The following is a 24,014-nucleotide window of genomic DNA, read 5'->3' as shown; positions in this document are numbered from 1 at the left end:
AAGTAAACTAAACTAAACTAACTAACTAACTACTACGTACGTACGTACTACTACTACTAACTAATAATAATAAGTAAGTAAGTAATATATATATAAGTTTTTTTATGCTGCTGGTAATACATAAAATAGTACGCAGAAAAACATCATTGCACTACCACCTAATACGAAAAGATGCCAAATGGCATGATTGAAAGGTAGCTTTTCCCAAAGGAAGAATATAGCACCGACAGAATATAAAATTCCACCTGCTAATAGTAGTGAAAAACCGTGACCAGTTAAATTTTCATATAGCGGTTTAATAGCAACGATAATGAGCCATCCCATTATGATATAGCATAATGTTGACATTTTGATAAAACGACGTACAAAGAAAACTTTGAAGATAATTCCGCCGATTGCAAGTGTCCAAATAATTGCAAGTAACGTCCAGCCAAGTGGTCCGCGTAGTGTAATGAGTAGAAAAGGAGTATATGTGCCTGCGATTAATAAATAAATGGCTGAGTGATCTAAAATGGTAAATAACTTTTCTACTTTTGGATGATGAATACTATGTAACAAAGTAGAAAACAAGTACAGTAAGAACATGCTTACACCGTAAACAGTAAATGCAAAGACAGCAGATGCCGTACCGTGTTTAGAGGCATGGATAATTAATATGATTAAGGCAGGGATGCTTAAAATGGCACCGATACCATGAGTAATTGCATTTGCGACTTCTTCTTTCATAAATTGCGTCATACGTGTCATTTTTTCTGTCATTTTGAAAATCCTTCCTATTATTATGAAATAATATGCTGTTTTACTTACCATATCATACACAAGTGAAATAGAAAATGAAATTTGTATAATTGATTATATTTTTGAATTTTTTTGACAAAAGACGATGGATTCATTGACGTTTTCAAACTTTTTTGACAAAATAAAATTATGTAATAGTAGGACAAGAAATCTACTTTAAAAGGGGATGGGGAAATGTTTTCAAATATTGGCTTTCCAGGGTTAATTTTAATCTTAGTAGCTGTACTAATTTTATTTGGGCCTAAAAAATTGCCGGAAATCGGAAAGGCTTTAGGGGAAACGTTAAAAGAATTTAAGAAATCAACGAAAGAATTGACTGATGAGGCATTTCAAGAGAAGGAAAAGAAGTAAATAAAATGTGATGAGTTTTCCTCGGAATGGATAAATAAAGTGTGGTGAACGAGATGGAAGATCGGGAAATGAGCGTAGTAGAACATATTGTTGAGCTTCGTAAACGAGTAATATATACAGTCTTATCATTTGTATTATTTTTAATTATTGGATTTACTTTTACGAAGGATATATATTTTTGGCTCGTAAAAGATTTGCCGATGAAGTTAACAGTTCTCGGTCCGAGTGATGTATTGTGGATTTTTTTCTCGATTGCTACAGTATTTGCTATCGTTTGTACGATTCCTTTTGCTGCGATACAAACTTGGTTATTCGTAAAACCTGGTTTACATCCGAATGAACAAAAAATGACATTAATGTATATTCCTGTATTATCCCTGTTATTTATTGCAGGCTTGTCTTTCGGTTATTTCATTGTAATGCCGTTTCTATTTCATTTTTTAACGACAATTGGTAATGAAATGTTTAATACGATGTTTACGACGGAAAAATATTTTCACTTCGTGTTAAATTTAACTGTTCCGTTTGCTGTCATTTTTGAATTACCTGTAGTTGTAATGTTTTTAACGAGTATTGGACTTTTAACGGCAGAATTTCTTGTGAAAATAAGAAGGTATGCATATGTAATATTGATTATTATTGCATCATGTATATCACCACCTGATTTTTTATCACATAGTTTAGTTGCGGTACCACTTATTTGTATTTATGAAATTAGTATCGCTTTATCAAAGATTGTTAGTAAGCGAAAACAAAAAGAGAAGAAAAACAGTCGAAAAGTGCCTCTTTATAAAGGCACTTTTTAATTTATTTGTTATACTCTAGATATAATCGTATACAATATATAGAAGAAAAAAATTATAGAATCTCCAAAATTTAGACAAACTTTTCACTTTTATAAGTTTATACTGAAGTTATCGAGCTATATATGGGTAATAAGACTCCCGTCTCAAGGGATATATAGGACAGGGGCCGAATTAGGTGGATATAAATGAAGTATTAACTTCTAAACGGGGGCCGCTTAAGAATATTTTAGTTTTCATAGGAAACCTACACTTGAAAAACGTGTTAAAGGATAAAGTGGAGGAAGTTCAAAAATCCAACGAAAAAGAGGATTGATATTGTGATTACGAAAAGTTTTTATTTCACTCATGCAACAGGGAGTTGTATTAAAATATTTGAAATCCCTGTCCTACAAACACAGCATCCATTAGCGTTTCTAATTCAGTCTCGTCTTCAATTGTTTATTGCAAAAATTCAAAAACATAAAAATCCAAGATTCTCGTACTCTTTCCGTGAATATTTACAAAGTTGTTTGAAGTGGAATGATTATTCAAATGTATATAAAACAAATACTCTTGAAAAGAACGCATAATATACAGCAGGGACAGAGTTAGGTAGGCTCTGTCTTTTTCATTTTAGGTATAAAAATATAATTAATTTGGTGAAATTTGTTCTAAATTGTTGAAAGCGCTGGGAATGCTAGTATAATAACAGGGAGAGCGTATTGGAAAGGGAAGAATATAATATGCAAAAAATTAAAATTGTAACAGATTCAACGGCAGATTTATCTCAAGAAGTGATTGCGAAGTATGATATTCATGTTTTACCATTATCTATTTCTGTAAATGGACAATCCTACTTAGATCGCGTTGATTTACAACCAGATGAATTTATTGAAGAAATGGCGAAATCAAAAGAATTACCAAAAACATCACAACCAGCTATGGGTACATTTGTAGAAATGTATGAAAAGTTAGGGGAAGATGGAAGTGAAGTACTTTCCATCCATATGACAGGTGGAATGAGTGGCACTGTTGCAACAGCAAATAGTGCTGCATCAATGACAGATACGAAAGTAACAGTTGTTGACTCTCAATTCATTAGCCATGCATTAGCATATCAAGTAATTGAAGCTGCGAAAATGGCAAAAGAAGAACGCTCACTAGAAGATATTTTAAAACGAATTGATGAAGTTAGGGAAAATACTCGTTTATATGTAGTTGTAGATACATTAGAAAATTTAGTGAAAGGTGGACGTATCGGTAAAGGGAAAGCGTTTATCGGTTCTTTACTGAACATCAAACCGATTGCGAACCTTGATGGTGGAGCATACAATCCAGTGACAAAAGTTCGTAGTCAAGGGCAAGTTGTTAAAACTTTAGCTAAATTATTTGAGCAAGATACAGCAGGAAAAGTTATTAAGGCTGTTGCTGTTCCACATGCAAAAGCAATTCCTTTAGCAGAAAGTGTAAAAGCTGCTGTTGAAAAAGTGAGTGGATTCACTGAATCGGAAATTTTCTTTACAACACCAATTATCAGTACTCATACAGGGCCAGGCGCAATTGGCTTTATGTATTTAGCAGAATAAAAAAAAAACTACTTGAAATATATTTTCAAGTAGTTTTTTTATGTGTAAATGAAATAAGAAATGAGAAGGGCAATACAGGCGCTTCCGCTAATGATATAGCGAGTCTGTAAGTAATCTTTCATGGAAAACACCCTTTTCGATTTTCTATAGTATATGATAAATTATTCGAAAAAGTAGCTCTGTTATACATGAGAGGTTTCAATAATTTTTTCCGGCTCTTTCTCTAGTGTAGTAGGGCTATAAGTGAAAGTTTGGCCCAAAAAAAGAACATGTAGTTGTTCCCACGGTAGCATTCGTAAATTCCAGTTATTTCGTAGTCTTGTTATTGCTTCTCTTGGTGTTTCATCTGCTAAAGCAAAAGTACCGTAGTGCATTGGAATGAAATGTGTAGCTTTTATATCTAAATAGGCTTGCACAGCTTCTTCAGGTGAAACGTGAGACACTTTCATAAACCATTCTGGTTCATAGGCACCAATTGGCATAAGTGCAATATCAATTGAAAAACGGTTTCCGATTTCTTTAAAACCTTGGAAATAACCACTATCACCACAAAAATAAATGGTTTCTGAAGAAGTCATATTATCAATGATCCATCCTCCCCAGTGAGAGGTGTTCATATCAAATAATGATCTTCTCGTCCAGTGCTGGGCAGGTACGAAGTGAAAAGAGACTTCATCAATTGTTGTACTTTCCCACCAGTTGTATTCTTCTACATTGGTAAATTTTTTACGAGTGAATAATTTTTTAAGCCCAATAGGAACAAGGTATAAGGCATCATCATTTAGTTGGCGAAGAGATGAAAAGTCTAAATGATCGTAATGACCGTGTGAAATAAGAACGATATCGATTTTCGGTAGTTCTTTTATAGAGAGCCCTGGCTCAGTAAGTCGTGGAACCAACTTTAATTTATTTGCCCATACTGGATCTGTTAAAATATTTAAGCCGTTCGTTTGAATGAGAAAAGTGGAATGACCAATCCATGTGACAGTTGTTTTTTCAAAGTTATTGAGCAAAAATTTACTTTGTTTAACAGGTGATTGTTCTACTAGAAAAGAAAAGTCTTTTTTGGTTTGTTTTCTCTCTTTACGCCAGCGTAGGAAGGAGCGAATCGATTTTTTTGTACTTATATTATCCATATTTTCATAGCGCTTAGCCATGAACATCACCTCATTTAAAATCGTTGTAGTTGTATTGTACCGAAATGTTGTTAAGGAATACAGTGTTTAACATGGATTAATGTTTAAGTAATTGTAAAAAAACAGGGGATAGGCATTTACAAATTTAACAATGAACTTTGTTTCGTAAATAATGTTTAGAGAAATAATAGTAGTAAAATATATTTTGTCTAGTAATTAGCTTTAAATAAAGAAGTAACATACGTAAAATCGTACGATTTCGTGAACAAATGACGTAAACAATTTTCTCATAGTGTTTACTTTTGTTATGATATACATTACTTACATAAATTAAGGAAAGAGAAAAGAGGTTTAATAATGAAGCGTTATCAAAGGTTAATTGGTCTTATGGTTGTATTTTGTCTCTTTATACTTGCAGGTTGTAGCAGTTCAGGTTCAAAATTACGTAAACCGTTAAACTGGGATTTAGAAACTTTCCAATTTACAAATCAAGAAGGAAAGCCATTTGGTACAAAAGATTTAAAAGGGAAAGTTTGGGTAGCTGATTTCATGTTTACAAACTGTCAAACAGTTTGTCCGCCAATGACTGCTAATATGGCGAAATTACAGAAGATGGCGAAGGAAGAGAAATTAGACGTTCAGTTTGTATCGTTTAGTGTAGACCCTGACCTTGATAAACCAGAAAATTTGAAAGCATTTATTCAAAAGTTTACAGAAGATACAAGTAATTGGAACTTGTTAACAGGTTATTCGCTGGAGGATATTACAAAGTTCGCAAAAGATAACTTCCAATCGCTTGTAGATAAACCAGAGAATGGGCAAGTAATGCATGGTACATCATTTTATTTAATTGATCAAAATGGAAAAGTAATGAAGAAATATAGTGGTATTAGTAATACGCCATACGAAGATATTATACGTGATATGAAGCGATTAGTGGAGTAAAAAGAAGGGTGCTTAGCACCCTTCTTTTTTGTCTTTTAGTCTATGGATAATATATCGTGTTGTTGCGGAAGTTTCTGTGCACGAATTTCTAACACACCGTTTTGATAAGAAGCTTTCGCTGCTTTTTTATTAATTAAATATGGTAACTTAATAATTCTTGAAGCTTCTGAAATGGAGCGTTCTCGGCGATAATAGTTATGAGATGTTTTTTCGTCTGCCTCTTCAAGTATATCTTCTTTAACAGAGACTTTTAAGTATTCACTTTGTATTTCAATTTGAATTTGTTCTTTTTGTATGCCTGGTAGTTCAGCTGTTACGAAGAGTTCGTCACCAACTTCGTATAAATCTACAGGGAATGTTAATAAACGGTTTCCTTTTTGGAAAAAATGATTTAAATCAGCGATTACATTGCGAAGTGGTGTTTGCTCGAAAAAATCATCAATTTGCTTTAAATAATTGCGAACCGGTGGACGAGAAGAATCTTTTTTTTCTTCACTCATGGTATTCCCTCCTAGAAATCAATATGCAATATCATATGACAAAAGCGGAGAAAGGTGATTGCCTAGTTTTCATGTTTTCATAAAAAATTGTTAAAAATGTGAAATGGAGTGATTTTTTTATAGTTTTTGGTCGCCATATTCAGTTGATTATGCTAGTATAAATAGGGTTGATATAGTAGTATAGAGACAGAATGAAAACTGAAAGAGGGTAAGAAGTATGTGTGGTTTTGTGGGATGTTTATGTGAAAACCCTAGAGAGTTTTCAGAAACAGAAAAACATCAATTTGAAAATATGAACACGATGATTTTCCACCGAGGTCCAGATGACGAAGGATATTTTCGTGATGAACATGTACAATTTGGCTTCCGCCGTTTAAGCATCATTGACTTAGAGGCAGGACATCAGCCGCTAACTTATGAAAATGATCGATATGTAATTATTTTTAATGGTGAAATTTACAATTATGTAGAATTACGTGAAATGTTACTTGAAAAAGGCGCGACATTTGCAACGCAATCTGATACAGAAGTTATCATTGCATTGTATGCACATATGAAAGAAAAATGTGTAGACTACCTTCGTGGTATGTTCGCATTTATGATTTGGGATCGTGAAGAAAAGACACTTTTCGGTGCGCGTGACCACTTCGGCATTAAGCCTTTATACATCGCACAACAAGGTGATACTACATTCTTCGCATCTGAGAAGAAAAGTATTATGCATGTAATGGAAGACAAAGGGGTAAACCCAACGTCACTACAACATTACTTTACGTACCAATATGGTCCAGAGCCAGAAACATTAACAATTGATGTTAATAAAATTGAGCCTGGTCATTACTTCGTAAAAGAAATCGGTAAAGAGATGGAAATCCATCGCTACTGGAATCCTTATTTCAACGCTTCAAGCGCAACGAAAGAGGAACATATCCAAGCAATTCGTGATGTATTATACGATTCTGTAAAAGTGCATATGCGTAGTGATGTACCAGTAGGTTCATTCCTTTCTGGTGGTATCGATTCATCTATTATTGCTTCTATCGCAAGAGAAATGAACCCAAATCTTTTAACATTTTCTATTGGTTTTGAGCAACGCGGTTTCAGTGAAGTTGACGTTGCGAAAGAAACTGCTGAGAAATTAGGAGTTAAAAACCATAACGTATTCATTTCAGCGCAAGAGTTTATGGATGAGTTCCCAAAAATTATTTGGCATATGGATGATCCTTTAGCAGATCCAGCAGCTGTACCATTGTATTTCGTTGCGAAAGAAGCACGTAAACATGTAACTGTTGTTCTTTCTGGTGAAGGTGCAGACGAGCTATTTGGTGGATATAACATTTATCGTGAGCCAAACTCTTTAAAAATGTTCTCTTACATTCCTAGCCCAGGAAAGAGCGTTCTAAAGGCATTAAGTGGTGCTCTTAAAGAAGGATTTAAAGGAAAAAGCTTCTTAGAGCGTGGATGTACGCCAATTGAAGAGCGTTACTATGGAAATGCGAAAATCTTCCGTGAAGAAGAGAAAGCTGAATTAATGAAGTATTACGATGAAAGTGTTAACTATATGGATATCACGAAACCATTGTATAACGAAATTAAAGATTATGATGATGTAAGTAAAATGCAGTACATTGACATGTTCACATGGTTACGCGGCGATATTTTATTAAAAGCTGATAAAATGACGATGGCAAATTCATTAGAACTTCGTGTACCGTTCTTAGATAAAGAAGTATTTGACGTTGCATCTAAAATTCCGACTGAATTGAAAATTGCTAACGGAACTACGAAAGCTATTTTACGTGAAGCAGCACGTGGCATTGTTCCAGATCACGTATTAGATCGTAAAAAGCTTGGATTCCCAGTACCAATTCGTCACTGGTTAAAAGATGAAATGCACGATTGGGCTATAAATATTATTAAAGAAAGCAAAACGGATCATTTAATCGACAAACAGTATGTATTAAACTTACTGGAAGCACATTGTGCAGATAAAGGCGATTATAGCCGTAAAATTTGGACTGTACTTGCGTTTATGGTATGGCATCAAATTTATGTTGAGCATAAATACGATACGAATAAGTTCCACGAAGAAACAAAGCGTGCGTATAGCTTAGTTTAATAAAAAACCTTAAGGTCGTATTCGGCCTTAAGGTTTTTTTCATAAATTGTAATTATAATTGATACAATAATAGTAAAAGGATGGACAACAAATGATTACGTTTGAGAAAGTAAATACAGAAAATGAAAGCGTTGTAAAAGAAATGTTTCACTCACACAGCTTAGATATGAAAAAGGTTCAGTATTGTGTAAAAGTTGATGATACATATATTGGTGTAATAGATTATAGTGTCCAAGAAGAGAGTGCTATTTTGTCACAGTTAATTATTCATTTTGATTATCAAGGTTATGGATACGGGACAAATACGTATTTTACATTTGAAGAAATAATGAAGCAGAGAAATGTGAATGAAATAAAAGTATTGCAAGCGGTGTATACGGAACAAGCTAAATCTTTCATAGTAGGATCTGGTTTTATTGAGGAAAATGGAATATATGTAAAGAAAATATAGTGAATATTGATTACTTGATGAAATGAATATGGGGCAGGTGAATGTATGACAATGACTGCTGGTCTTGTATTAGTTGGAAGTTGTTTTATTGTAGCAGAACTATGCCAGATTTTTATTCGAAAAAGAATGTATAAGAAGAGAAGACCATATGAATTACAATATATACCCGTGTTTGTAATTTTGTTTTGCATGTTATTTGCATTACAAAACGCAATTCATTTTTCACCCCTTTTGAACATCTTTTTAAAGTTTGGATTGTTATACAGCGGTGTTGGAATAGCTCTTATATTTATTTTGTTTTGTATACGTTACATCCACTATCAATCGTACATATTCATTTTAAATTGGTTAAAGAAAAGTGATAGAAGCCGCCTTACATAAGGGGGCTTTTTCTTTGTATTTGTAACGGAACTTGTACAACTAACATAAAATAGGACGAGTAGAAATGTAAGCTTATTACCTTAACGAAAGGAATGAAAAAGATATATGAAACTTGTTATAGACGCAGGGCACGGTGGATATGATTCTGGTGCTGTTGGTAATGGGTTAGTGGAAAAAGAGTTAACACTTCAAATTGCTAGACGTGTACGAGATATTTTATCTGCAAATTATCCAATCAATATTAAAATGACACGTGACAGCGATGTATTCATCTCTTTATCAGAACGTGCTAATATTGCTAATTCATTTGGTGCAGATTATTTTATCTCATTTCACATTAATAGCGGCGGTGGCACTGGATTTGAAAGTTATATTTACAATGCGCTATCTAATAGTAGTTCCGCATATGAAAAGCAACAAAAAATGCATGCAGCAGTCAATCCTGTATTAACTAAATATGGTCTTCGTGACCGAGGAGCCAAAAAAGCAAATTATGCGGTACTAAGAGAGACTGCAATGGATGCAATTTTAACTGAGACTGCTTTTATTGATACAACGTTTGATGCTAATTTATTGAAAAATCCACAATTTATTGAAGACTTAAGTCAAGCGTATGCAAATGGGATAGCAGCTATTTTTGGAGTTGCTCCAAATCCCAATCCTCCAAATCCACAACCTCCAAACCCCCAGCCAACACCACAAACGAAGGGGATCGCCTATATACTTGGGAAAAATGTGAATTTAAGAAGTGGTCCATCAACGTCTTCTTCAGTTATTCGTCAACTAAACTCCCCAGAGTCGTATGTCGTATATCAGGAAAGTAATGGATGGTTGGATTTAGGAAATGGACAATGGGTGTATAATGACCCTTCGTACATTAATTTTGTAAAGACGAACAATAGTGATGGAAGTGCAATTGGTGTCGCATATATACAAGGAACGAATGTGAATTTAAGAAGTGGTCCATCAACATCTTCTTCAGTTATTCGTAAATTAAATAATCCAGAATCTTATTTAGTATATATTAATCAAAACGGTTGGTTGAACCTTGGTGGAAATCAATGGGTGTACAATGATCCATCATATATTAAATATAATCAATATTAGGAAATGAGTTTATAATGTAATATGAATGCGTATTTATGTATAACGTAGATACGCATTTTAAGAACGTTTATTATTTTCATACTTATACACTTTATTTTAAAAATAAACATTTGAATAGCGGATAGAATCTAAATTGTATATATTAAAAAAGTTTTCTGATATACATTGACAATGTATGTAATATACATTAACCTTTAATTGTTAATGATAATCGATTTCATCTAGGGGGGACATATGGTACATAGTAAAAAAATATTTATGTTCTGCATTATGATACTTATGGTAATAATCGCAGGGTGTAGCAAAGAAGAGAAAAAAGAAAATGATACATCAGCTAAAGCAAAAGATTCGTATACTGTAAAGCATGCAATGGGTGAAACAACAGTAAATGGTACACCTAAAAAAGTAGTTGTTTTAACAAATGAGGGTGCGGAGGCACTTTTAGCTGTTGGAGTAACACCAGTTGGAACTACAAAACCACGTGCTGGTGATGAATGGTATCCTCATTTAGCGAAAGATTTAAAAGATACGAAAGTTGTAGGAACTGAGCGTGATATTAATTTAGAGGCAGTTATGAAGCTTAAGCCGGATTTAATTATCGGGAATAAAATGCGTCATGAAAAAATATATGAGCAATTGAACGAAATAGCGCCAACTGTATACGCTGAAACATTGCGCGGGGATTGGAAGGAAAACTTTACACTTTATACAAAAGCTGTAAATAAAGAAAAAGAAGGGCAAAAGGCTCTTGAAGATTATAAAAAACGTATTGAAGGAATGAAAGAGAAGTTAGGAGATAAATTGAATTCTACAGTTTCTATTATTCGCTTCGTACCAGGTGATGTTCGGATTTATCAGAAAAACTCATTCTCAGGTGCTATTTTAAATGATGTTGGATTTAAGCGACCACCACTACAAGATAAAGATGAATTTGCGATAAAAGGAATTACAAAAGAGCAAATTCCGAATATGGATGGGGACTACATATTCTATTTTACATCTGATAAAGATGCAGATAAGAATAACGAAGGAAATACGTTAGCAAAAGAATGGACAGAAGATCCACTCTTTAAGCAGCTACAAGCTTCAAAAGACAATAAAGTATTCCAAGTGGATGAAGTAATTTGGAATACAGCAGGCGGTATTAAAGCAGCAAATTTAATGTTAGATGATATTGAAAAATATTTTCTGAAATAAATGAATGGTTGAGTACATCACTTTAAATAGGTGATGTACTTTTTAATTTAGTTAAATACAGAAAATTCCTTCTTTTAAGTGTGGATAAGTTGTACAATAAAATCAATCATGGAATAAAGGAGTGGGAAGGAATGAAAGCTACTCATAAAGATTGGATTTTATTTAACGGAAGAATTGTGAATACGAAGGAAGAACAGCCGATGGTCCCATTAGAGGAGAGGGGCTTTCAATTTGGTGATGGTATATATGAGGTTTTTAGGTTATATGATGGGAAGCCACATGTATTGGATTTACATTTGGAACGATTTTTTAATTCTATGGAAGAAATAAAACTAATTCCACCGTTTACTAAAGAAGAGTTAGTGGAAGAGTTACATCAAATGATTGAAAAAAATCAATTTCAGGAAGATGGGAATGTATATCTTCAAATATCACGTGGTGCTCAAGCACGAAATCATGTGTATGAAAAAGATTTACAACCAACATATTTTGCGAATATCGTTTCGTTTCCAAGACCTACTGCTACTATGGAACAAGGAATAAAGGTTACTGTCGAAGAGGATATACGCTGGAAGTTCTGCCATATAAAATCATTAAATCTGCTCCCTAATATCATGATTAAAAATAAAATAAACGAACAAGGCTACCAAGAAGCGATATTGGTGCGAGATGGAATTGTAACAGAGGGGTGTCATTCGAATTTCTTTATGGTGAAAAATAATAAATTGATTACACATCCGGCGGATCATTTTATTTTACATGGCATTACTCGTCACTACGTTATTACATTAGCGAAAGCGTTACATATAGAGGTAGAAGAGCGTGAATTTTCATTACAGGAAGTGTACGAATCCGATGAGTGCTTTTTCACAGCGACACCACTTGAAATATTCCCAGTTGTTCAAATTGGTGATGAGAAATTTGGAGGTGGTGAAAGAGGACCAATTACGAAAAAACTACAAGCTGCATATGAAGAAAGTATTAGTTTGTTTAAAGTGACAAATTAATAATGAGGAAAAAAGCTGGTATTCCTCCAGCTTTTTTTCATGATATAATTCAACCATAGGACAATTTTTGAAAACGCTGTAAAAAGGGGATTTAATGTATGAATTATGAAGATTTTAAAGAAGTAATTCACGGTAGACGAAGTGTTAGAAAGTTTACAGAACAAGAAGTATCCATTAGTGATATAAAAGAAATTATTGATTGTGCTCGTTATGCACCGAGTGATACGAACTCACAAACGTGGGAGTTCTTGGTCATTATGAATCGAGAGAAAATTAAAGAAATTGAACAAATGACATGGGATGCATTACATAAACTTGCAGCAAAAGCAGCAGAAAATGGAGAAGAGAAAGCAGGGAAATTACTTACACGTTCTTTCGGACCGTATGCGACAGCTTTCTCTGAGGCACCAGTATTAATCGTATGTTTGGCAACACCATATGAATCCAAGTTTCGGGAAAAAATATTTGATCCAATTGCCTTTGTTCCTGATTCAGTGTGGGAAGAGGAAGGAATTAAGAGTAGCTGTCTAGCAGCACAAAACTTAATGCTAGCTGCACATGCGAGAGGACTTGGCACTTGTCCAATGACAGGACCTGTATTATTAGCTCAGGATGAACTGCGACAATATTTACAAATTGAGCCTCAAAAACAAATTAATATGGTAATTTCACTCGGGTTTCCGAAAGATAAGCCGAAGAAACTTTCTCGAAAAGAAGTTGATGAGATTACAACATTTATTAAATAATAGATAAAAAAGACATTGGAAATAACGATGTCTTTTTATTTTTTGGGATATTTTGGTGTGATTTTGGGCTAAAATGATGAATAAGAAAGAATTTCTATTTATTGCTTACAAAAAATTAATGTTCTATTAAGGAAAGTATGATACAGTAATCGTGAGCAAGATAGTATTTGTTCATGAAAGTGTTAAAAGTAGTTTTAAAATATTAAAATTATTTTTGTATAATAAAATATAATGAAATTACAGGGGGGATGAATTTTGAAGAAATTCATAATCGCTGGACTGTCTGTATTGTTATTAGTAGGTTGTGGTACTCCAAAGGAAAAAGAGGACGCACAGTCTAATCAGAAAGAACAGGTTGTAAATGCCAGTGATGAGAATATGGTTGTATTTCCTGAAGGGGCAGTACCAGTTGGAGAAGGGAAAGTAAAAGTCATTACACCAGATGGTACTTCTGAAAATGGCAATATACCGACTGTATTTATCAAAAAAGATACTTTAATTCAGCAAGTCGAGTTAGAACTTTCTAATTTTCAAAACGATAAAGAAACATTCGTATTTGTAGATCAAATATTTGCAGATAAACATCAAGTAACTAGTTCAACACAGACAACAGTACAATTAAAAGAAAAAATGCTTGAGACAGGTAGTCATACGATTACCGCAGCTCAGTTTGAAAACAATGACCCGAAAGGAAAAGTCATTAGCTTTAATCAAGCGACATTTGAAACGAAGCCTGCGTCTTAAGCGGAATAAGTGGAATAAAAAGTACATTACTCAAAAAAGTAGTGTGCTTTTTTGTATGGATTGAATGATGTAATAGAGAATAATCTTTTTCGCTTTCTAATACGAATGAATAGGAAGAAGTTATTCTTTGCTATGTAAGAGAAAGGGATTGAAAATTTGAAGCGATGTATTCGTATTTTCTTACTTGTGATAATGATGTCGATAATTTGGTTTACCTTACAAGAGGCAATTGAAGTAACGCTCAATTATCAAATTCATGATTTATTAATTGGAACTGTATGTTTTGTCATTGTGTACCGATTTTATCCCGCTTTAACGGGCAGTAAGAACCCAACCTAAAAATGCGGCGCATGCGAGGAAATTAGGTGGAAGATCAACTGCCCGTAAAAGCTCGATTGGTGAAGGCTAATAATCAGAGGGGGATGGATACCCCCCTCTGATTAAAGTTTCACTTTATGATAAACTCGGATTAAGGTAAGTATTGAGTTGGAAATGTAGGGATTTCATTTGAAATGTCGAATAGTACATACGATGTCGTAATAACAAATTTTCTATTGTTTACTGTGAAACAGAAGAAGGAGAGATAGTAGTAATGAAACGAGCTCTTATTAATATCGACTATACATATGATTTTGTAGCTGAAAAAGGTGCTTTAACTTGCGGGAAGCCAGGTCAAGAAATCGAGAAAGAACTTGTGCGTGTAACGAAGCAGTATATTGAAGATGGAGATTATGTAGTGTTTGCGATCGATAAACATGAAGACAATGATGTATATCATCCTGAAGCCAAATTGTTTCCACCTCATAACATAGCAGGTACAAATGGAAGAAACTTGTTTGGTGAATTACAAAATGTATACGAAAAATATAAAAATGATGAGAATGTATATTACATGGACAAAACGCGATACAGTGCATTTGCTGGAACAGATTTAGAGATGAAGTTAAGAGAACGCGGCATAGAAGAAGTTCATCTTGTAGGTGTATGTACCGACATCTGTGTTCTTCATACGGCAGTAGATGCTTATAATAAAGGATTTAAAATTGTCGTTTATGAAAAGGCGGTTGCATCTTTTAATGGGCAAGGACATGAATATGCACTTGGACATTTTAAATCTTGTTTACTTGCAGAAGTGAAGTAAAAAAGAGGCCTTCAAAAAGGTCTCTTTTTTTACATTTAAATAGAAACGAATTGTTGTTGAATTAACTTTTTAATGAACGGACTAATCTTTTCTGGTAGTCGGTTTAAATCGAAAAATTGTACATGTAATGATTCAACTCCGTCTGCTTTTAACAAGCCACCTGTAATGTCTTTGCAAAGGTATGCGATTGTAATGGGATAAAATTCATCTCCATTTGGTAATTGTACAAAAAACTCTTTACCTGAAAATACACTTACTAACTGAAGTGTACCAATTTCAATACCTGTTTCTTCAAGCACTTCTCGTCTCCCAGCTTCTTCTGTGGATTCACCAAGTTCCACAAAACCTCCAGGAACACCCCAAATGCCATTTCGTCTTTGTTATAGTAATATTTGACCTTGTTCATTGAAAACAGCTACAGCAACTCCTGCTAGATTGAGTGGTCTAGATCCAACAACTTTTCTTAGCTCTTCAATATATCCCTTCAATATATCCCATTAATTGTAACCTCCATGAAAAAAGTATCAAATGAACTATTCGGTGTTATGTGAATGTATTCCTTTGAACGAGGTGAGAGTTACAAAGTTGCTTATAAAAATTTCTATTGTAATCTCCCTTTAGATTATTAAAAAGGGTATATTTATAGTGAATAGAAAAGGACATCTGAAGTTGAAAGATTGATGAAATGATTATATTGTTGAAGATGAACAATGAATACAAATACATAGTTAAGAAAGTATGATTTAAGGTCAGGAGAAAAGATGTTATGAAAACAAGTGTTGAGATGATAAATGCGTATTTACAATAAAGCAGCTTTGTATGAAATTTTCATTAGTAAGGAAGTGGATGGATGAGTTTATTAACGTATACTGAGGAGTTTTTTAATTATGTAAGGGAGTTTTTGCTTTTAAGGTTTTTACTATTTGCTTTAGTTCTTATCATTATTTCTTTTGTCATAAACCGCATTATTGATTGGTTCTTTAAAAAATCAAGCTTTTTTGATGAAGAGGTAGAGCAGACGATTCAAAGTGTTATTCGATCTATTTTTAGATATATCATTATCATCAGTCTGATCGTATATTTAATTAGTCAATTTGTAGATATAAAAAGTATTATTGCAGGTGCAGGGATAGCGGGAGTTGTCATCGGTTTTGCTGCACAACAGATGCTAAAAGATGTCATATTAGGCTTTGCAAGATTAGCGGACAAAGAGTTTCGTGTTGGCGATTTTGTAACTTTTAACGGAACAAATTCAGGAACTATTGAGGAAATTAGTATTCGTTTTATGCAAATTCGTGAATGGTCAGGGAAACTCCTTACCATACCACACGGAGAGATTAGAACGATACAGAATTTTAATAAAGGATGGATGCGAGTTATTGAACGCATCACGGTAAGTTATCAGGAAGATCCTACAAGAGTTAAGGAATTGTTAGAAGAAGTATGTGTTATTTGTAATGAAAAATTGGATCAAAATCTTTATAGAGTAGATAATGAAGCTGTTGAACCATTTAAATATGTTGGAGTTACAGACCTAAATCCTAACCTTAAATATGTTGGATATGAATTTTGTATTACAGGTTTGATTAAACCGGAAGATTATTTTGAAACTTCTAGACAAGTAAGATTTGAATTAATGTCTATGTTCCATAAAAATCAAGTGCAAATGCCAGCAGCGAATATGTTCGTTAACACTGAAAGTTTACAGCATATTCATGGGGGACAATCTTTATCAGACAGTTAAAGAAAATTAGCTGATTTCTGTTTTTATTTAGAATTTGGATTTGAATGAACTGTATGGGATATCTCCTGAAAAAGAGCTGAAGGAATTCAGCTCTTTTTTGTTTGTAGTATTTAGAAATTTCTTAATGTTATAATGGTAGTTGGTGATGAGAATGAACATAGATGAAAAAGAGATGCATCGTTTAGAAGCATTAAAAGAAATTGCTGAGTTACTGAATGAAGCGACAAACTTACAGGAAATGTTAGAAAAAGTGTTACATACATTGTTACAAGTTATGAATTTACAAACAGGATGGATATTTTTTATTGATGAAAGTGGAAAGCATCGTATGCTTGTAGACCAAAACTTACCACCAGCTCTTACGTGGCAAGAAAAGAAGCCGATGTGTGAAGGAGATTGTTGGTGTGTAGAACGTTTTGTGAATGGAAGATTGGAAAAAGCGACAAATATTATTGAATGTAAACGAATAGAGGATGCGATTGAATGTAATTGGGGAGAGACCGAAGATGTTACACATCATGCGACAATCCCACTAAGATCTGGATCAGAGAAATTTGGTCTATTAAATGTTGCCTCGCCCCATAAAACACATTTTTCTGAGGAAGAGTTAGCGTTATTAGAAGCGATTGCATTTCAAATTGGAACGACAATACAACGTATTCAATTAGTTGAGAAAGAACGGAAATATGTAGTTGTAGCTGAAAGAAATCGACTTGCACGTGACCTACATGATTCCGTTAAACAATTGTTATTTTCAATTATGCTAACAGCGAAAGGAACTCTAAATATGACGAAGGATAGAGACTTGCAAGAGATGTTAAGTTATATTGGAGAATTATCACAGGAAGCATTACAAGAGATGACGCTTTTGATTTGGCAATTAAGGCCTGAAGGATTAGAGAAAGGTTTAGCAGAAGCGATACAAAATTATGGAAAACTGTTAGGGATTCAAGTGGAAGTTCGAATTGATGGAATGGTTTTAATTGAAGATGAAATAGAAGAAGTTTTATGGCGTATAAGCCAAGAGGCATTACATAATTGTAAAAAGCATGCTTCGTGTGAAAAAGTATGTGTTCATTTAAGGATTGAAGATAATAAGCTGCACTTTTACATAGAAGATAACGGAATTGGATTTATACAGGATCAAGTAAGAGAGTCCGCACTTGGTTTGAAAAGTATGAAAGAACGAATTGAATTAATGAGGGGGATTTTTCGAATAAAAGCAGAACCAGAAAAGGGAACGAAGATAGAAATTCAATTACCAGTTTGAGAGGGAGAACGTCTGTGAAAATTAAATTATTACTTGTAGAAGATCATCATATCGTTCGAAGGGGACTTGTATTTTTTTTGAAGACGAGAGAAGAATTTGAAATTATTGGGGAAGCAGAAAATGGTGAAGAAGCATTAACATTCGTCCAAACAGAAAGGCCAGATGTAGTATTAATGGATTTATCAATGCCGAAAATGGATGGTATTGAAGCGACAAAACGTATAAAACAATACGATGAGACGATAAAGATACTTATGCTCAGTAGTTTTTCAGAACAAGATTATGTTTTACCAGTAATAGAAGCTGGAGCAGATGGTTATCAATTAAAAGAAGTGCAGCCAGATCAACTTGTTGCGTCAATCGTTGCGGTATATCAAGGAAATGCAAATTTTCACCCGAAAGTAACACCTGCACTATTAGGACGATCAGCAGTCAAGAAAGAAAAAGAGAATCCTTTTTCTATGTTAACGAAAAGGGAGCAAGAAGTACTTCGTGAAATTGCGAAGGGAAGAAGCAATAAGGAGATTGCAGCAGAGCTTCATATTACAGAACAAACGGTGAAAACACACGTTTCTAACGTATTGGCTAAATTAGAAGTAGATGATCGTACACAAGCTGCATTATACGCAGTAAAGCATGGGGAAAACTAGAAATAAGTATGAATAATTGTGTAACATGTTACGGTAGAATACATAGGAGCAAATAAAATGTATAGTGATGCGCTAAATAAAGGTGTTTCTTCTTTCGATTATTAGGTACAATAAAGTGAAACTTTAATCAGTGGGGGGCATCCCCACTGATTATTAGCCCGCACCAATCGGGTTTTTACGGGCAGTTGATCTCCCATCTAACTCCCTTGCATTCATCGGATTTTGAGGAGGGAGTCTTACTGCCCGTTAATACGGGATATAGCTACTATGGAAGGGGAAGATACGATATGCCTGGTACAAAAAGCGGGATTGGAAAGATTCAGGCTTCGTTAAATGGTTTATCACCAAAATTACGAAGTATTGCCGAACATATTTTGAAACATCCACAAGATGTTGTACATAAATCGATTACGGAGTTAGCTGAAGTTACGAATAGTTCTGAAGCAACGATATTCCGCTTATGCAAACACCTAGGTTTTCAAGGGTTTCAAGACCTGAAAATTACATTAGCTCGTGAAATTGTACATACCCCGATGCAAAATATTCATGAGGAAGTATCGGTAGAAGATAATATGGTCACTGTTGCTAAAAAAGTTTTTCATTCACATATTACAGGACTGCAAGATACATTACATTTGTTAAATGATAACGCGTTGGAACAGGCAGTAAGTGCGCTGAATGAAGCGAAACGAATTGAGTTTTATGGAAATGGTGGTTCGGGTATTATTGCGATGGATGCTTATCATAAGTTTATGAGAACGGGTATTTCTTGTATTGCTCATACGGATTCACATTTTCAAATTATGGGAGCTGGCTTGTTGACAAAAGAAGCGGTGGTCATTGCAATTTCTCATTCGGGCAGTAATAAAGGATTACTTGAAGCATTAGAAGTAGCGAAAGCAAGAGGGGCTCGCATTATTGCGATTACGAGCTATCAAAAATCGGCATTAAGCCAACTTGCTCATATAACGCTATATACTTCGACGCGTGAGACGGAATTTCGTACAGAAGCAAGTTCGTCACGATTAGCACAGCTTAGTTTATTAGATACTTTGTATGTGGGATTGTCATTGCAGCGACAAGAGGAAACACTACAAAATTTACAAAGTATACGTGAAACAATTTCGATGAAGCGAATATAAAAAGCTCTTCAAATGAAGAGCTTTTTATATTGGCGAGTAGTCTGTTGATATACCCTCTAGATCTACTTGTTCTAAGTGTCTATAGAAATATGCCACTTACCTATAGTAATAATCTCTCATCTTTTAGACCATTCATTTTTTAACCTCGATATTTTGCATATGAAATTTAACAAATAGCTTGATACATCAAAATATGTATTGGGTAATAATTCAAATATTGTTCAATATTTTACAATGAGCTTATGAAATTCCATGTTATGATGAACTTGTAATGATGATTGAACACTTAAATTTGGTACAATAATTAGCCAAAATAGTGAGGACAGTAGTTGTGAGATAAACTCATTAAAACTCTAAAACACTAAAGGGGAGATCACATATGAAAGCAGTAGTAGTTAATAGAAACAGCAAAGCAAACATTGAAGTTATTGAAAAGGAATTACGTCCGTTACACTCGGGTGAAGCGCTAGTAGATGTAGAGTATTGTGGAGTTTGCCACACTGATTTACACGTTGCGAATCATGATTTTGGAAACACAGATGGCCGCATCCTTGGTCATGAGGGTGTAGGTATTGTTACGAAACTTGCTGATGATGTTACTTCACTAAAGATAGGTGACCGTGTAAGTATTGCATGGATGTTCCAATCTTGTGGACGTTGTGAATATTGCGTAACGGGTAGAGAAACATTCTGCCGTGAAGTGAAAAATGCGGGTTATTCAGTAGATGGTGGTATGGCTGAACAATGTATTGTTACAGCTGATTATGCGGTGAAAGTACCAGAAGGATTAGACCCTGCTCAAGCATCATCAATCACATGTGCGGGCGTAACTACATATAAAGCTATAAAAGTATCAGACATTAAACCTGGTCAACCTATCGTAATCTATGGTTGTGGTGGATTAGGTAACCTAGCTATTCAATATGCTAAAAACGTATTTGGTGCAAAGGTAATTGCAGTTGATATTAATGACGATAAATTAGCCTTAGCAAAAGAGGTTGGTGCTGATATGACTATCAATCCAATTACTCAAGGCCCTGCTGATAAGATTGTTCAAGAGGCGTTTGGTGGCGCTTATGCTGCTGTAGTAACAGCCGTTTCTAAAGTAGCATTCAACTCAGCAGTTGATGCAGTACGTGCTTGTGGTAAGGTCGTTGCAGTAGGTTTACCAGTAGAAACTATGGATTTAAACATTCCGCGACTTGTACTAGATGGAATTGAAGTAGTTGGCTCTCTAGTCGGTACTCGTAAGGATCTAGAAGAGGCATTTATGTTCGGTGCAGAAGGAAAAGTAGTGCCGGTTGTTCAAACTTGTTCTTTAGATAAAGTGCAAAATGTATTCGAAGAAATGGAACAAGGTAGAATTCAAGGGCGTATGGTAATCGATTTTAAACAGCATAATTGTGATTGTAAATAATTCATTTTAAATATAAAAAGCATGAGTCTAGCAAAGGACATGTAAAAAAGTTAGACGGCATTCAGAAGATGATCCCTGTATTCAACAGGGATCATCTTCTTTGTATTCCACTAATATCAATGCCGATTAATGAGAAACGATTAAAGGTTCAATTTATCCCGCTATTTGCCGGGCAGTAAGATCCCCACTTCAAAATTCGGTGAAAGCAAAGAAGTTAGGTGGGGAATCAACTGCCCGTAAAAGCCCGATTGGTGAGGGCTAATAATCAGTGGGGATGAAGAAAACCCCCACTGATTAAAGTTTCACTTTATTTGCAAACGAAAAAGAATCTTTATTTTTAACAAATTTTTTATGATCTGGAACGGTTTGAATGGCTACAACTTGTGAATCTCTTGCTTTCAGTGCATCTTGAATCCCGATGGTCATAAGCTTAATAAAAAGAATCGTAATAAAGAATGAAACGAGAGTATAAAAAATAATCCACCATGAAAGATTCATTTCATAACGATTTAATCCAATAAGGCCTGCCCAATCATTAGATAGAGAAACAGGTTTGGGCACTCCGTCATAGAGTTCCCGCATTTGTATCCCGCCAATTACAATGTCAAGCAACGCTAAATGGATAACGAGTATGAGTGCTTGGACGATATGTTCCATGAATAATACAAATAAGCGATCAAGCAATAAGACTCGTAAGTGTTTTTTGATAATATGAAAACGGCTAGCCCCCAGCAATTGGGAACTTAAAATGTAATCTTGTTTCATAAATTCATCAACCTCTGAGGATATATATAAAGAAAGTGTAGGCAGAGCGACGAAAATAAGTACGAGTACTTGATAAAACATAAATGAAATATTTGGGTCTAATCTATCAGCGTTTGAGGTGATTACAATATTAACGGGTGTGATGAGTATAAATGCGATAAATAAAGTTGGAATATAATAAAAAACTTCTGAGCATGACTGGAAAAATTTCTTGAATTTTGGAGCATATAAACTTAAGAGGATTCCTATACATGTTCCGAATAAAATTCGAAAGAAGCTAATTGCCACGGCTAATAAAATGGTGAATTTTGCTCCTTCTACAATTTGTAAGAAAACAGACTCTCCAAAACGATCAGATCCAAAAGGTGGCATTAATGATGGTGGAAAGGGAGCCTTTCCAAGTAATTCGTTATTGTCATTGTAAAGTAACTGAGGAGGTTTTGGGATGTTATCTTTAAAGAACCAACTATAAATAAAACTAGCTGAAACAAGTATGAATAAATAAGTAAAGCCGATTAAAAAGCGTTTTGATTTCCAAATAGATTTCATAGAGCTGCTCCTTTCAATTGCTTTTGCCATCTATTCATCATGAGAGAGATTATTTGAAAAATGGAATAAAACGGTAAGATAATCATGACAAGTATGATAAATGCAGCTGGAGGTGAAATAAACGCCTTCTTAAATAAAAATTGAATAATGCCTTGCATATTAAAAACAAATTCTAAAATGAATAAGTTAGAAAGTAAGAAAACAAAAATCGTTTTTAAATGGTGGAAAAAGTGGATAGATATATTTTTGAATAAATGAATGCATAGTATATAACTTGATGAAAGGCCTTTTCCATATGCAACCTCTACGTAATGTTTTCCATGTTCTTCTTTTATGTATAACACCATCATCCGAAACATTTGTAATGTAGGTAAGACAGCTAAAGATAAAATAGGGAGTAAATAAGCTCGATTTTCATTAAAAGAAATAATGGTGAAAGGAGCTTCCCCGAATTTCTGAAGTACCCATATGAAAAATATTTGCAAACAAATCATCATCATCATATCAGGGACAGCTTCTAATATGAATACAATTCGGTTTATCCATTTTTTTATATAATCTTTTGCTAAAAAATAAAAAAAATGCCATGCTAGATGATATAAAGAGCGCAAGCAAAAAGGCTACAAATAATACAGTAAATGAATATAGGTAAGGTTCTAAAACAGTTGGAAATAATGGTATTTTTTTAAAACTACCAAATTTCGGGTCTGATCCTATAACCACTAATGATTCAGGGGAGAAAACCTGTTTTAACATAGTAACAATCTGATTTAAAAAATAAATGGGTTGAAAGGTGAATCCTTGTTGAGTGATAAATAAATAAGGTAAATTTAATAATAGTAAGAGTGATAAAAGAATTGATGAAAGCTTAATTGTGAATTGAGATATTTTATTTAACATTAAATCCCTCCGACATCTTTTTACAATATTATATAATAAAGTCTAAAATATTGTTTTATTTTTCTGAAAATATAAAAGCTATTAGATTTTATAGTATGGAACATATATTTACAAGGTGAAAAAGTGATAGTAGGGAGCCACGCCCTATTTCCATCAAGCTAAGAAAACGAAAACTTATATATTATTATCTTTAGGTGGAGGGGAAAGAATGTTTGATAAATTAAAAAGGTTATTTAAAAAAGATAAAGAGAATGATTTAGAAGATGAGAGGTACATTTTAATTTCTGAAAGTGAGCTAAATGAAGAATTAAAAAGAAAGATAGTTGAATTAGAAAGGTTAGGATCAGAATATAGTAAAGTTCTTCAAAAAAAATATATAAATGAATTTGAGAGAAAAGGAAAACGAAACCTAAAAATATGGGTTAATAGGGATATTGACGGAGATGAAATAGAAGACTTAAATTCTGAGAAATGTCTAGAAAAAGAATATCGTTCTGAAATAATAATAGATTTTAATGATGTTACTGTTGAAAGATGATGAATATGCAGATTTCATACAGTTATGGTATTACTATGGTGGTTA

At 33.9% G+C, this 24,014-nt stretch carries 24 protein-coding genes and 3 pseudogenes; 21 read left to right on the top strand and 6 right to left on the bottom strand.

Translation table 11 applies throughout. From position 1 onward, the window contains the following. Positions 1–102: 102 nt before the first annotated feature. A complete protein-coding gene (gene trhA, locus CDB3_RS13240) occupies positions 103–759 on the bottom strand; it encodes a PAQR family membrane homeostasis protein TrhA (RefSeq protein WP_105586360.1) in 657 nt (218 codons plus the stop codon). 213 nt (positions 760–972) lie between these two features. On the opposite strand from trhA, the gene CDB3_RS13235 reads away from it, so the two are divergent. From CDB3_RS13235 to CDB3_RS13220, 4 genes and pseudogenes are all read left to right on the top strand, one after another. Then, complete coding sequence (locus tag CDB3_RS13235) at positions 973–1,149, top strand: twin-arginine translocase TatA/TatE family subunit (protein ID WP_002141629.1); 177 nt, start codon at positions 973–975, stop codon at positions 1,147–1,149. Between the two features lie 53 nt (positions 1,150–1,202). After that, positions 1,203–1,942: pseudogene (gene tatC / locus CDB3_RS13230) on the top strand (twin-arginine translocase subunit TatC). A gap of 330 nt (positions 1,943–2,272) precedes the next feature. Next, a complete protein-coding gene (locus CDB3_RS13225; protein WP_000629009.1) occupies positions 2,273–2,524 on the top strand; it encodes a DUF2535 family protein in 252 nt (83 codons plus the stop codon). A gap of 153 nt (positions 2,525–2,677) precedes the next feature. Beyond that, positions 2,678–3,520 (top strand): DegV family protein, encoded by an 843-nt coding sequence (locus tag CDB3_RS13220; protein ID WP_128854811.1) that lies wholly within the window; start codon positions 2,678–2,680, stop codon positions 3,518–3,520. Positions 3,521–3,702: 182 nt separating this feature from the next. Here the strand turns inward: CDB3_RS13220 and CDB3_RS13215 are convergent, their stop codons facing one another. Further along, on the bottom strand, positions 3,703–4,677 hold the full coding sequence (locus CDB3_RS13215) for an MBL fold metallo-hydrolase (protein WP_128854810.1): 975 nt from the start codon (positions 4,675–4,677) through the stop codon (positions 3,703–3,705). A 336-nt stretch (positions 4,678–5,013) separates the two neighbouring features. Here CDB3_RS13215 and CDB3_RS13210 point away from each other — a divergent pair, with 336 nt between their 5' ends. Further along, positions 5,014–5,601: an SCO family protein gene (locus CDB3_RS13210; protein ID WP_128854809.1), complete on the top strand. Its 588-nt coding sequence runs from the start codon at positions 5,014–5,016 to the stop codon at positions 5,599–5,601. A gap of 35 nt (positions 5,602–5,636) precedes the next feature. Here the strand turns inward: CDB3_RS13210 and CDB3_RS13205 are convergent, their stop codons facing one another. Then, positions 5,637–6,101, bottom strand: coding sequence for an Hsp20/alpha crystallin family protein (locus CDB3_RS13205; protein ID WP_097831947.1), 465 nt, complete (start codon positions 6,099–6,101; stop codon positions 5,637–5,639). A 217-nt stretch (positions 6,102–6,318) separates the two neighbouring features. Here CDB3_RS13205 and asnB point away from each other — a divergent pair, with 217 nt between their 5' ends. The 10 genes from asnB (at position 6,319) to CDB3_RS13155 (ending at position 14,994) form a co-directional block, all read left to right on the top strand. Next, positions 6,319–8,220, top strand: a complete 1,902-nt coding sequence (gene asnB, locus CDB3_RS13200; RefSeq protein ID WP_128854808.1) for an asparagine synthase (glutamine-hydrolyzing) — start codon at positions 6,319–6,321, stop codon at positions 8,218–8,220. A 91-nt stretch (positions 8,221–8,311) separates the two neighbouring features. Then, a complete protein-coding gene (locus tag CDB3_RS13195; protein WP_128854807.1) occupies positions 8,312–8,671 on the top strand; it encodes a GNAT family N-acetyltransferase in 360 nt (119 codons plus the stop codon). A 45-nt stretch (positions 8,672–8,716) separates the two neighbouring features. Continuing rightward, a complete protein-coding gene (locus CDB3_RS13190; RefSeq protein WP_128854806.1) occupies positions 8,717–9,052 on the top strand; it encodes a hypothetical protein in 336 nt (111 codons plus the stop codon). 105 nt (positions 9,053–9,157) lie between these two features. Next, entirely contained in the window at positions 9,158–10,159 is a 1,002-nt protein-coding gene (locus CDB3_RS13185; protein WP_128854805.1) for an N-acetylmuramoyl-L-alanine amidase, read from the top strand. A 234-nt stretch (positions 10,160–10,393) separates the two neighbouring features. Next, positions 10,394–11,356 carry an ABC transporter substrate-binding protein gene (locus CDB3_RS13180; protein WP_128854804.1) on the top strand — a complete coding sequence of 321 codons (963 nt, stop codon included), beginning with the start codon at positions 10,394–10,396 and terminating at the stop codon, positions 11,354–11,356. Positions 11,357–11,487: 131 nt separating this feature from the next. Continuing rightward, positions 11,488–12,363, top strand: coding sequence for a D-amino-acid transaminase (dat, locus tag CDB3_RS13175; protein WP_128854803.1), 876 nt, complete (start codon positions 11,488–11,490; stop codon positions 12,361–12,363). Positions 12,364–12,461: 98 nt separating this feature from the next. Continuing rightward, the gene (locus CDB3_RS13170; protein WP_128854802.1) at positions 12,462–13,109 is read left to right on the top strand and encodes a nitroreductase family protein; all 648 of its coding nucleotides are present in this window, start codon (positions 12,462–12,464) and stop codon (positions 13,107–13,109) included. Between the two features lie 255 nt (positions 13,110–13,364). Beyond that, positions 13,365–13,853 (top strand): putative periplasmic lipoprotein, encoded by a 489-nt coding sequence (locus tag CDB3_RS13165; protein WP_128854801.1) that lies wholly within the window; start codon positions 13,365–13,367, stop codon positions 13,851–13,853. A gap of 147 nt (positions 13,854–14,000) precedes the next feature. Further along, positions 14,001–14,192, top strand: coding sequence for a hypothetical protein (locus CDB3_RS13160; protein ID WP_256869799.1), 192 nt, complete (start codon positions 14,001–14,003; stop codon positions 14,190–14,192). 253 nt (positions 14,193–14,445) lie between these two features. Next, the gene (locus CDB3_RS13155) at positions 14,446–14,994 is read left to right on the top strand and encodes a cysteine hydrolase family protein (protein ID WP_128854800.1); all 549 of its coding nucleotides are present in this window, start codon (positions 14,446–14,448) and stop codon (positions 14,992–14,994) included. A gap of 35 nt (positions 14,995–15,029) precedes the next feature. Here CDB3_RS13155 and CDB3_RS13150 read toward each other — a convergent pair. Beyond that, positions 15,030–15,482, bottom strand: a pseudogene (locus CDB3_RS13150) (NUDIX hydrolase). A 362-nt stretch (positions 15,483–15,844) separates the two neighbouring features. On the opposite strand from CDB3_RS13150, the gene CDB3_RS13145 reads away from it, so the two are divergent. The 5 genes from CDB3_RS13145 to adhP all read left to right on the top strand — a co-directional run bounded on the left by CDB3_RS13145 (position 15,845) and on the right by adhP (position 21,217). Then, positions 15,845–16,738, top strand: a complete 894-nt coding sequence (locus CDB3_RS13145; RefSeq protein WP_128854799.1) for a mechanosensitive ion channel family protein — start codon at positions 15,845–15,847, stop codon at positions 16,736–16,738. Positions 16,739–16,889: 151 nt separating this feature from the next. Further along, complete coding sequence (locus CDB3_RS13140) at positions 16,890–18,008, top strand: GAF domain-containing sensor histidine kinase (RefSeq protein ID WP_097831959.1); 1,119 nt, start codon at positions 16,890–16,892, stop codon at positions 18,006–18,008. A 14-nt stretch (positions 18,009–18,022) separates the two neighbouring features. Further along, positions 18,023–18,658: a response regulator gene (locus CDB3_RS13135; RefSeq protein ID WP_128854798.1), complete on the top strand. Its 636-nt coding sequence runs from the start codon at positions 18,023–18,025 to the stop codon at positions 18,656–18,658. A gap of 287 nt (positions 18,659–18,945) precedes the next feature. Then, the gene (locus tag CDB3_RS13130; RefSeq protein ID WP_001119626.1) at positions 18,946–19,800 is read left to right on the top strand and encodes a MurR/RpiR family transcriptional regulator; all 855 of its coding nucleotides are present in this window, start codon (positions 18,946–18,948) and stop codon (positions 19,798–19,800) included. Between the two features lie 379 nt (positions 19,801–20,179). Next, complete coding sequence (adhP, locus tag CDB3_RS13125; RefSeq protein WP_128854797.1) at positions 20,180–21,217, top strand: alcohol dehydrogenase AdhP; 1,038 nt, start codon at positions 20,180–20,182, stop codon at positions 21,215–21,217. Positions 21,218–21,511: 294 nt separating this feature from the next. On the opposite strand, the gene CDB3_RS13120 is transcribed toward adhP, so the two are convergent. Both CDB3_RS13120 and CDB3_RS13115 read right to left on the bottom strand, forming a co-directional pair. After that, entirely contained in the window at positions 21,512–22,531 is a 1,020-nt protein-coding gene (locus CDB3_RS13120) for an ABC transporter permease (RefSeq protein WP_128854796.1), read from the bottom strand. Then, positions 22,528–23,431, bottom strand: a pseudogene (locus CDB3_RS13115) (ABC transporter permease subunit). The gene CDB3_RS13120 and the pseudogene CDB3_RS13115 overlap by 4 nt, the downstream one beginning before the upstream one ends. 208 nt (positions 23,432–23,639) lie before the next feature. Between CDB3_RS13115 and CDB3_RS13110 the strand changes: the two are divergent. Next, positions 23,640–23,969 carry a hypothetical protein gene (locus CDB3_RS13110; RefSeq protein ID WP_256869794.1) on the top strand — a complete coding sequence of 110 codons (330 nt, stop codon included), beginning with the start codon at positions 23,640–23,642 and terminating at the stop codon, positions 23,967–23,969. Positions 23,970–24,014: the final 45 nt, after the last annotated feature.

It is taken from the genome of Bacillus sp. CDB3 (assembly GCF_002081505.1).
Lineage (GTDB): Bacteria > Bacillota > Bacilli > Bacillales > Bacillaceae_G > Bacillus_A > Bacillus_A cereus_AT.
Note: the sequence above shows the minus strand (reverse complement) of the source record. Positions and strands in the feature narration are given on the sequence as shown.